Source organism: Bradyrhizobium sp., from assembly GCF_049581145.1.
Classification (GTDB): Bacteria; Pseudomonadota; Alphaproteobacteria; order Rhizobiales; family Xanthobacteraceae; genus Bradyrhizobium.
In genome coordinates this window covers 1-10,281 of the sequence record NZ_JBAURI010000847.1, presented here as the reverse complement: position 1 = coordinate 10,281, position 10,281 = coordinate 1, and the positions used below count along the sequence as shown (strand labels likewise).

The following is a 10,281-nucleotide window of genomic DNA, read 5'->3' as shown; positions in this document are numbered from 1 at the left end:
GGACATGATCATGCGTTCCCTGCTGGCCTATCAGCGGCAGCAGGAAGAACAGGCCGACCGCGCCGGCGTCAAGTTTCTGACCGCCACGGGACAATCCGCCAAGGGCATGTACGACACGTTCAAGCGCTTCACCAATGACAGCCTGTTCTCTGCGCGCGGCGCCGATCCCTATCTGCAGTCGCATCCGATGCCGGCAGACCGCGTCGCGGCGCTGGAAGAGGTGGCGCGCGCCAGCCCCTATTGGGACAAGAAGGACGATCCGGCCCTGCAGATGCGCCATGACATGGTGCGCGCCAAGATTGCCGCTTTCATGGAGCGCCAGGATACCATCTACCGTCGGTATCCGCTGTCGAACACCAGCATGCCCGCGCGGTATGCGCACGCCATCACGACCTACCTGCATGGCGATCTGAACAACGCGCTGACGCAGATCGACGGGTTGATCCAGGCGCAGCCAAACAACCCCTATTTCTACGAGCTGCGCGGCCAGGCGCTGCTCGAGGGCGGCAGGCCCGCCGATGCGATCGCGCCGTTGCACAAGGCGATCCAGCTCTCCAACAACGCGCCGCTCATCGAGATGTTACTTGGGCAGGCGCTCGTGGCCACGGATAATAAGGCCTACACCGACGAAGCAATTACCATTTTGCGGGCCGCGGTGGCCCGCGAGACCGAGGCGCCACTCGGTTATAGCCAGCTGGCGATGGCCTATGGCCGGAAGGGAGACTACGCGGAGGCCGATCTCGCGTCGGCACAGGCGGCCTATCTTCGGGGCGACAACAAGACCGCACGCGACCTCGCCTCCCGCGCCAAAACCCGTTTCGCTGTCGGTACGCCCGGTTGGGTCAAGGCCGACGATATCGTGTCGACCAAGCCTCCGTCCGGCCAAAGCAGCAACTAAAGCATGTTCCGGACGCCGGCTGCCGGGTTTCCGACAAGGTCATGCTCAAAAATACAACTTCGGTGCCGCAAGAAGCACGGGGATTACAAAGCAGCAACCAGGACCAAACCGAGCCGGCATGGACTTTCAAACGCCAACCGGTTCCTCACAACAAGGATTTGCCAAATGCGTCCCTTCCGCCTGCTCGCCTCCGCCCTGTTCGCGGCCGCCCTCTGCGGCGCGCCACAGGCCGCCTCGGCGCAGAGTTTCTCCGACACCCAGCGCGGCGACATCGAGACCATCGTGCACAATTATTTGCTCGCGCATCCCGAGGTGCTCGAGGACGCCATGAACGAGCTCAACAAGCGCCAGGCCGCCGCCGACGAGAAGAAGCACGAGGCGACGATTGCCGACAATAGCGACGCGATCTTCAACTCGCCGCGCGGCGTCGTGCTCGGCAACAAGGATGGCGACGTCACCTTCGTCGAGTTCTTCGACTACAATTGCGGCTATTGCAAACGCGCCATGGCCGACATGCTCGATCTCTTGAAGTCCGATCCGAAGCTGAAGGTGGTGCTGAAGGAATTCCCGGTGCTGAGCGAGGGCTCGGTCGAGGCCGCCAAGGTCGCGGTGGCCGCGCGGATGCAGGATCCGAAAAAATATCTCGACTTCCATACCAAGTTGCTCGGCGGCCGTGGTCCGGCAGACAAGGCCCGGGCGATGGCTGCAGCCAAGGACGCCGGCTACGACACGGCGCGGATCGAAAAGGACCTGGCCAGCCCCGAAGTGAAGGCGACGATCGAAGAGAACTTCAAGCTCGCCGAAGAGATGGGCATGAACGGCACGCCGAGCTACGTGATCGGCAAGCAGGTCGTGGTCGGCGCGGTCGGACTTGACGGACTGAAGGAAAAGATCGGCATCGCGCGCTGCGGCAAGGCGACCTGTTAAAGGCGACCTTGTTGGAGGGCGCATTCGCACTCTCTCCTTGGCGGTTCCAAGGCTTCGGCGTTCCAAGGCTTCGGCGTTCCAAGACTTCGGAGTTCTAAGGCTTCGGCGTTCCAAGACAATCCGGCTGCGGCGCAGCCGGATTTTTTTTGCGTGAGAATTTGCGTCGAAAATCGCGCAAGGCCGGCAGGACATTCAACTGCAGCGCCTTCCGAACACGTTGAATGGGAAGACTTCGCGGAAAGCCGGTGTCTGGGTTGCCCGAAAATGCTCTGAGTCCGCGGTTCACCCATTGCTCACGCGTCAACAAATAATCGCGAGGAACCTGCCGGTTCCTGCGGAACATCTGTCAACCCCTCCCGTTGTCGGCGCGGGCAATGCCAACACCCGAGGAGAGCAGTAACATGTCTAACCGTTTTATGATCTCGGTCGCCGCGCTTGCGCTGGTGGCCGGTGCCGGACCTGCGTTTGCGCAGGGCGGAATGAAGGGCGGCGAAGCCGGTGGTGCTGCCGGAGGAGCGATGCAGCAAAGCGCGCCTGCCGGATCCACCGCGGCCCCGGCCAGCCATGAGGAGCGCGCGCCGTCCGGCATGAAGGCGTCGCAATCGGAACAGAAGTCGCCGGCTGCTGCGAGTACCCAGCGCGCCGACGAGAGCGCTCCGGGCCAGAAGTCGAAGAGCATGAGTTCCGAGAACGAGAAGGGCGCCGGCAAGGACATGAAGGCCGAGACCCGTGAAGGCCAGAACGGCAACATGAAGGCCGAGACCCGCGAAGGCCAAAACGGCAACATGAAGACCGAGACTCGCGAAGGCCAGCACGACAACATGAAGGCCGAGACCCGCGAAGGCCAGAAAGGCAACATGAAGGCCGAGACCCGCGAAGGTCAGAACGGCAACATGAAGGCCGAGTCGCGCGAAGGTCAGAACAGCAAAAGCGCGGAGTCCAAGGGCACGGCCGAGAAATCACAGACCACCGGCATGGCCGGCTCGGGCGCGAAACTCACGACCGAGCAGCGCACCAAGATCACGAGCGTGATCAAGAGCGAGCGTGTAGAGCCCGTCACCAACGTCAATTTCTCGGTGTCGATCGGCACTCGCGTGCCGCGCGAGGGCGTGACCTTCCACCCGCTCCCGGCAGAAGTCGTGACCTATTACCCGGAATGGCGCGGCTATGAGTTCATCCTGGTCCGCGACCAGATCGTGGTGATCGATCCGCAGACGCTCGAGATCGTGGCTGTTCTCGACGCGTAAGCGTGGCAAATCTTTGGCTTCGGGGCGGGCTTGTTCTTGGCCCGCCCTTTTTTGCGCGCGTATCCGACGCCCGCAGCCACCAATCCCTACCGAAAGACTTGGTTAATGAAGGATTTCGGCAGTCTTGACGGGCTTTTGCAGGGAGCATGAAGCGCGCGGGGGAGTCGCAGATGGCTTAGAGACTTCCCCTTGGCCCGGTTGCCACCTATAACGCGGCCCATCTGCCCCACATTGCCGGGATTGCGATGGCCAGCACCCAGACGATCTATGTTCTCAACGGTCCGAACCTCAATCTGTTGGGGACTCGCGAGCCCGAGACCTACGGCCGCGCCGGGCTCGGCGACGTCGAGAAGCTGTGCGCCGAGACCGCCGCGCAATTTGGCCTGGCCGCCGACTGCCGGCAGTCCAACCACGAGGGCGAACTGGTCGATTTCATCCATCAGGCCCATGCCGAGCAGGCGGCCGGCATCGTGCTCAATGCGGGCGCCTACTCCCATACCTCGATCGCACTGCACGACGCGCTGATGGCGGTGAAGATCCCGACCGTCGAGGTCCACATCAGCAACATCCACGCCCGCGAGAGTTTCCGGCACCATTCCTTCACCGCAATGGCTGCGTTCGCGACGCTCTGCGGTTTCGGCATCGACGGTTACCGGCTCGCGATCAACGGCCTCGCCGCCAAAATCGGCGCCAAGGCGAAAGCCTGACGCCTCCCCGCCCCAAGAATTTTCGGACAACAGCTCATGGCGCGCCAGCCAGACGACAAGACACCCGCAAGATTTTCCTCCGACGACAGCGCGCTGATCCGCGAGCTCGCGCAGTTGCTCGATGAGACGAGTCTCTCCGAAATCGAGATCGAACGCGCCGGGCTTCGGGTGCGGGTCGCGCGCAACGTCAGCATCGCGGCGATGCCGACAGCGCTTCCCTCCGCGCTGCTTGCGCAGGGCGCGTCCGCGCCGGCCGGCGGCGTCAGTGACATCGCAAACCACCCGGGCGTGGTGCCCTCGCCGATGGTCGGCACTGCCTATTGGGCGCCGGAACCCGGCGCCAAGCCGTTCATCGAGGTCGGCAGCAAGGTCTCCGCCGGGCAGACGCTTCTGATCATCGAGGCGATGAAGACGATGAACCAGATTCCGTCGCCGCGCGCCGGCACCGTGACGCAGATTCTTGTCGAGGACGGCCAGCCGGTCGAATTCGGCGAACCGCTGGTGATCATCGAGTAGAGGCGAATGGCGAATGGTTTTCTCACCGCGACTATTCGCCACTCGCCATTCGCCGTCCGCCCGTTTCGCTAGGATCCCATGTTCGACAAAATTCTCATAGCCAATCGCGGCGAGATCGCCCTTCGCATCCTCCGGGCTTGCAAGGAGCTGGGGATCGCGACCGTGGCAGTGCACTCCACCGCCGATGCCGACGCCATGCATGTGCGGCTCGCCGATGAGAGTGTATGCATCGGCCCGCCGCCGTCGAAGGACAGCTATCTCAACGTCCCGGCGCTGCTGGCGGCCTGCGAGATCACCGGCGCCGACGCGGTACATCCGGGTTACGGCTTCCTGTCGGAAAATGCGCGCTTCGCCGAGATCCTGGCCGAGCACAATCTGCACTTCATCGGCCCCAAGGCCGGGCACATCCGCCTGATGGGCGACAAGATCGAGGCCAAGAAGACGGCGAAGCGGCTCGGCATTCCCGTGGTGCCGGGTTCGGACGGCGCGGTGGCGCCCGATCAGGACGCGATGGCGATAGCCAAAGCGATCGGCTTTCCGGTGCTGGTGAAGGCCGCGGCCGGTGGCGGCGGCCGCGGCATGAAGGTCGCGCACACCGAGTCCGATCTGTTGCTGGCGCTCACGACCGCGGCCAACGAGGCCAAGTCGGCGTTCGGCGACGCCTCGGTCTATCTGGAAAAATACCTGCAGAAGCCACGTCACATCGAGATCCAGGTGCTCGGCGACGGCCGCGGCGGCGCGATTCATCTCGGCGAGCGCGATTGCTCGCTGCAGCGGCGCCATCAGAAGGTCTGGGAAGAAGGCCCCTCGCCCGCGCTCGATGCGGCGGCGCGGGCCAGGATCGGCCTCACCGTTGCCAACGCCATGCGGGACCTGAAATATCTCGGCGTCGGCACGGTGGAATTCCTGTATGAGGACGGCGAGTTCTACTTCATCGAGATGAACACCCGCATCCAGGTCGAGCATCCCGTCACCGAGATGATCACCGGCATCGACCTCGTGCTGGAGCAGATCCGGATCGCAGCCGGCGGCGACCTGCCGGTGACCCAGGACGAAGTGGTCATCAACGGCCACGCCATCGAATGCCGGGTCAACGCCGAAAATCCCGTGAGCTTCCGCCCCTCGCCGGGAAAGATCCTGCAATACCATCCGCCCGGCGGGCTCGGCGTGCGGATCGATTCGGCGGTCTATCAGGGCTACGTGATTCCGCCCTATTACGATTCGCTGGTCGGCAAGCTGATCGTGCACGGCAAGACCCGTGGCGAGTGCCTGATGCGGCTGCGCCGCGCGCTGGACGAAATGGTGGTGGAGGGCATCGAGACCACGCTGCCGCTGTTCCGCGCGCTGGTCCGGGAACCCGCGATCATCGACGGCGATTATCATATCCACTGGCTCGAACACTATCTGGCCGGCCAGCAGCCCGGCTGACCATCAAAAATATTTTATCCGTCCGGGAACCATCGGCCCGGCCGGGCGTTTTGTCCTGCTCAATGGATTTTTGCGCTCGGGGGCCGTCGATTCAACTGACCACGCGAGTAGGCCGTGACGCCTGAAATGCGGCGCAGGCGTGCGATCGGGCAGATTGTGCTGCTCGCAGCAGGATTCGTCGTGCTGGTGGCGATCAGCGCGTCCTCCATATTGCTGGTCAACAAGGCGCGCAACGACAGTGGCTGGGTGGTGCACACCATCGAGGTCGAGAACCAGATCGACGCCCCGCTGCTCGAAATCCGCCGCGCCGAGAGTGCGGCGCGCGGCTACCTGCTGACGCAGGGACCGGAATTTCTGCGCGATCACGAGGAGGCGGCGGCGGCGATCATTCCCGACCTCGACAAGCTCGCGCGCTCGACGGTGGACAATCCGCTGCAGGTCGAAAACGTCAAGCAGATGCGCGCGGCGATCGAGACCGGACTGGACCAGTTCGCGCGCGAGATCAAGTTCGTCAAGGACGGCCAGCCCGAGAAAGCCACGGCGCTGGTTCAGGAACTCGCGACAAGCAACACCACCGTCACGATCCGTGATGTGGCGGAGACGATGCGTGCCGAGGAAGATCGGCTGTTCAAGCTGCGAACCGCGAACGCCGATCGCAGCCAGCAGCTCGCCTCGCTCGTCACCATCGCGGGCTCCGCGCTCGTCACCCTGCTGGCCGCGATTTCGATCTTCCTGGTGCGGCGCTCGGCTCGCGGACGCGATCAGGCGGAGGCGCAGCTGCGCGACAGCAATCTCAATCTCGAGGCAACCGTCGACGAGCGGACCGCAGACCTGCGCGAGGCCAACAACGAGATTCAGCGCTTCGCCTATATCGTCAGCCACGACCTCCGTTCGCCGCTCGTCAACATCATGGGCTTCACCAGCGAACTGGAGGAACTGCGCGGCGACATCTTCCGGCGCATCGCGGGACTCTCGCGCGCCATGGCCTCGGCGTCACCTCCGCCGATCTCCGACGCCGACATCGAACTCGAACCTGCCGACCAGCAGCTCTCGCGGGATTTTTCCGAAGCGCTCGGATTCATCAAATCGTCGATCGGCAAGATGGACCGCCTGATCAGCGCGATCCTCAACCTGACGCGCGAGGGCCGCCGCCGGTTCGATCCGGTGCGCATCGACATGCGCGAGCTGATCGAGGCGATCGTCTCGACGATGGCCCATCAGGCTGCCGAAGCCCAGGCCGAGATCCACATCGGAGCGTTGCCGTCGATCGTCAGCGACCGGCTGGCGCTGGAGCAGATTTTCTCCAACCTGATCGACAATGCGATCAAATATCTCAAGCCCGGGGTACCCGGCAAGATTTCGCTGCGCGGCCGCACCAAGCTCGGTTTTGCCATTTTCGAAGTCAGCGACAACGGCCGCGGCATTGATCCCAAGGACCATCAGCGGATCTTCGACCTGTTCCGCCGCGCCGGAACCCAGGACAAGCCGGGTCAAGGCATCGGGCTTGCCCACGTCCGCGCCCTGGTGCGAAGGCTCGGCGGAACCATGTCGGTGTCGTCGGAACTCAACGACGGCAGCACCTTTACGATAACACTGCCCCTCAATTGGAACCTCAGCAACTGGAATGGAGAGACATGACGACCCCCGTTACCATCATCATGATCGAGGACGACGAGGGACATGCGCGCCTGATCGAGCGCAACATCCGTCGTTCCGGCGTCAACAATGAGATCATCCCGTTCAGCAACGGTACAGATGCATTGAAATACCTTTTGGGCCGCGATGGCAGCGGCATCGAGCGCAAGGACACCGCGTTCTTGATCCTGCTCGATCTCAATCTGCCCGACATGACCGGCATCGATATCCTGCGCCAGGTGAAGGACAACGAGTATCTCAAATGCACGCCGATCGTGGTGCTCACCACCACCGACGATTCGCAGGAAATCAAGCGCTGTTACGAGCTTGGCTGTAACGTCTATATTACCAAACCGGTCAATTACGAAAGCTTTGCTAACGCCATTCGCCAGCTCGGGCTATTCTTCTCCGTCATTCAGGTTCCATCTGCGGCCCCATGAATCTCGCGACCATGAATCTTGCGACCAAGAATCCTGTGACCAAGCATCCTGCGACCATGAATCCTGCCACCATGAGCCCGGCGACGCCCACATTGCTCTATATCGATGATGACGCGACGCTGGCCCGGCTGGTCGACCGTGGCCTGACGCGGCTCGGCCTCCAGGTCGTTCACGCCGCAAGCGGCGAGGACGGCTTGAACCGGCTTCGCGAGGGCGGCATCGACGTCGTCGCGCTCGACCAATTCATGCCGGGCCTCGACGGTCTGGAAACGCTCGCGCGCATCATGGCGATCCCGGCCGCGCCGCCGGTGGTGTTCGTCACGGCATCGCAGGATTCGAGCATCGCCGTCACCGCCCTGAAGGCCGGCGCCGCCGACTATCTGGTCAAGGATGCAAGGGGTGACTTCATCCCGCTGTTGCATGTCGCGGTCGACGGCGCGCTGCGCCAGGCACGGCTGCAGAAGGCCCGCGACGAGGCCGAGGCCGAGGTGCACGCCTCGCGCGACCGCTATGCGGCGCTTGCCGCCGAGCGCGAGGTGCTGTTGCGCGAGGTCAATCACCGGGTCGGCAACAGTCTGCAGATCATTGCATCGCTGTTGCACCTGCAGGCCAATTCGTCGACGCAGGACGACGTCAAGGCCGCGTTGACCAACGCGATGGGACGGGTCGCGGCGGTCGCCCAGGTTCACCGCAGGCTCTACACCTCGCACGACCTCAAGAGCGTGCTGCTCAATCAATATCTCGACGCGCTGCTCGACGACCTGCGCCGCTCCGCCGAGGGCAACCGGATGTCGCAGCTGACCTTGAAGGCCGAGCCGGTCGAGATCGATCCGGACCGCGCGGTCGCCATCGGCATCATCGTCAACGAGCTGGTGATGAACGCGGTGAAATACGCCTATCCCGATTGCGCCGGGCCGATTCACGTCGTGCTTGGCGTTGAGGGCGACGATCTGTCGCTGTCGATCTCCGACGATGGCGTCGGCCTCAATGGCAAGAACGATCCGCGTTCGACCGGCATGGGACAGCGAATCGTCGGCGCCATGGCGGCCAAGCTGGAGGCCAGCGTGGAACGCGATCCCAACCATTCCGGAACCCGGATCGTGCTGCGGTTTTGCCGCACCAAGGTACCTGGCGCCCGGCCAGCCGGTGCCGTGGCGAAATGACGGCGGCGCCGCGCGCCGGCCCGCGGGGCATTGCTGGCCCCGGCGGCCCTGCTATCCTCCGTCCATGACATCGCGCGATACCGCCATTGCCGAAATCACGCCTGACGTGCTGTTGCGCGCCTATGCCTGCGGCATCTTCCCGATGGCCGAGAGCGCCGACGATCCGACGCTGTTCTGGGTCGAGCCGGAAATGCGCGGCGTGATTCCGCTCGATGGGTTTCGCGTCTCGTCGCGGCTGGCGCGCACCGTGCGATCCGAGGCTTTCACCGTCACCGTCAACACCGCCTTCAGGGCTGTCATCGCCGGCTGCGCCGCCCCGCAAGAGGGGCGCGAGGACACCTGGATCAACAAGCGCATTCGCGATCTCTATTGCGGACTGCACGAGATCGGGCACGGCCACAGCGTCGAGGCCTGGCAGGATGGCGACCTCGTGGGCGGCCTCTACGGGGTGAGCCTCGGGCGCGCCTTTTTCGGGGAGAGCATGTTCCACCGCGCCCGCGACGCCTCGAAAGTGGCGCTGGTGCATCTGGTGGCGCGACTGATTGCCGGTGGTTTCGAACTGCTCGACACGCAATATGTCACCGAGCATCTGATGAGCTTTGGCGCCACCGAAATCCCGAGGCGGCGCTACACCGCCCTGCTCGACCGCGCGATCCGCGGCGAACCTGCGGATTTTGCCAGGCTGCCGACCGATCGCCCGATCTCGGGCAGCGAGGCGCTCGCGATCATCGCCGCGCGCGGCTAATGGCCTGCTACCGGAAAATCCCACCAAGCGGTCCGCCTTGTGGCGGGGGCGGCGGGGGTTGTTGCTGCTGGCTCTGTTGCAGCGGTTGCGGCGGCGGCAATGGGCGCGGCGCTGCCTGCCTCGGCGGCCGCCTCTGTGGCGGCGACGGGCTTGTCACAGGCTTGACAGGATCGGGCGCCGCGCTGACCACGGCGGTCTCCGGCTCTTTGCAGTCGGTCAGCCAGATGTCGTAGATCGGGTGCTCGACGGCGTGCAGGCCGGGGCTTGCCGCGTACATCCAGCCGGAAAAGATCCGCTTCACTTCGCCCTGCAGCGTGATCTCGTCGACCTCGACAAAGGCATCGGTATTGGCGGCTTCCGTCGCCGGACGGGTATAGCAGGCGTCGGTCTTCACCCGCAACGCGCCGAACTGCACGGTCTCGCCGATCTGCTCGTCGAAATTGATGGTGCGGCCGGTGATCTTGTCGAGCCCGGTGAAACTCGCCTTCTTGTTGATGATCTTCTGCGCCGGCGGTTCGGTCACCACCTCGTCGCCCGGCTGCAGGGTCGCCGGCGCCTGCGGCACGCCCTTGGGC

Annotated in this window: 12 protein-coding genes; 10 read left to right on the top strand and 2 right to left on the bottom strand. The window is 64.0% G+C overall.

Annotated elements, in window-relative coordinates; all coding sequences use genetic code 11:
- A partial coding sequence (locus tag WCB02_RS27820; protein WP_423962965.1) for a M48 family metalloprotease occupies window positions 1-898 on the top strand: 898 nt, incomplete at its 5' end.
- A gap of 165 nt (window positions 899-1,063) precedes the next feature.
- On the top strand, window positions 1,064-1,825 hold the full coding sequence (locus WCB02_RS27815; RefSeq protein ID WP_423962964.1) for a DsbA family protein: 762 nt from the start codon (window positions 1,064-1,066) through the stop codon (window positions 1,823-1,825).
- Window positions 1,826-1,919: 94 nt separating this feature from the next.
- On the opposite strand, the gene WCB02_RS27810 is transcribed toward WCB02_RS27815, so the two are convergent.
- A complete protein-coding gene (locus tag WCB02_RS27810) occupies window positions 1,920-2,168 on the bottom strand; it encodes a hypothetical protein (RefSeq protein WP_423962963.1) in 249 nt (82 codons plus the stop codon).
- Between the two features lie 58 nt (window positions 2,169-2,226).
- On the opposite strand from WCB02_RS27810, the gene WCB02_RS27805 reads away from it, so the two are divergent.
- From WCB02_RS27805 to aat, 8 genes are all read left to right on the top strand, one after another.
- Entirely contained in the window at window positions 2,227-3,072 is an 846-nt protein-coding gene (locus WCB02_RS27805; protein ID WP_423962962.1) for a DUF1236 domain-containing protein, read from the top strand.
- A 245-nt stretch (window positions 3,073-3,317) separates the two neighbouring features.
- The gene (gene aroQ / locus WCB02_RS27800; RefSeq protein ID WP_423962961.1) at window positions 3,318-3,779 is read left to right on the top strand and encodes a type II 3-dehydroquinate dehydratase; all 462 of its coding nucleotides are present in this window, start codon (window positions 3,318-3,320) and stop codon (window positions 3,777-3,779) included.
- 36 nt (window positions 3,780-3,815) lie between these two features.
- Window positions 3,816-4,295: an acetyl-CoA carboxylase biotin carboxyl carrier protein gene (accB, locus tag WCB02_RS27795; protein WP_423962960.1), complete on the top strand. Its 480-nt coding sequence runs from the start codon at window positions 3,816-3,818 to the stop codon at window positions 4,293-4,295.
- 78 nt (window positions 4,296-4,373) lie between these two features.
- The gene (accC, locus tag WCB02_RS27790; protein ID WP_423962959.1) at window positions 4,374-5,723 is read left to right on the top strand and encodes an acetyl-CoA carboxylase biotin carboxylase subunit; all 1,350 of its coding nucleotides are present in this window, start codon (window positions 4,374-4,376) and stop codon (window positions 5,721-5,723) included.
- Window positions 5,724-5,837: 114 nt separating this feature from the next.
- Window positions 5,838-7,361 (top strand): sensor histidine kinase, encoded by a 1,524-nt coding sequence (locus tag WCB02_RS27785; RefSeq protein ID WP_423962958.1) that lies wholly within the window; start codon window positions 5,838-5,840, stop codon window positions 7,359-7,361.
- Window positions 7,358-7,798 carry a response regulator gene (locus WCB02_RS27780; RefSeq protein WP_423962957.1) on the top strand — a complete coding sequence of 147 codons (441 nt, stop codon included), beginning with the start codon at window positions 7,358-7,360 and terminating at the stop codon, window positions 7,796-7,798. Before WCB02_RS27785 ends, WCB02_RS27780 begins: the two co-directional genes overlap by 4 nt.
- 71 nt (window positions 7,799-7,869) lie before the next feature.
- A complete protein-coding gene (locus tag WCB02_RS27775) occupies window positions 7,870-8,961 on the top strand; it encodes a sensor histidine kinase (protein WP_423962966.1) in 1,092 nt (363 codons plus the stop codon).
- 64 nt (window positions 8,962-9,025) lie between these two features.
- The gene (gene aat / locus WCB02_RS27770; protein ID WP_423962956.1) at window positions 9,026-9,706 is read left to right on the top strand and encodes a leucyl/phenylalanyl-tRNA--protein transferase; all 681 of its coding nucleotides are present in this window, start codon (window positions 9,026-9,028) and stop codon (window positions 9,704-9,706) included.
- A 7-nt stretch (window positions 9,707-9,713) separates the two neighbouring features.
- Here the strand turns inward: aat and WCB02_RS27765 are convergent.
- Window positions 9,714-10,281: DUF2155 domain-containing protein (locus tag WCB02_RS27765; protein ID WP_423962955.1), on the bottom strand; the 568-nt coding region annotated here is incomplete at its 5' end.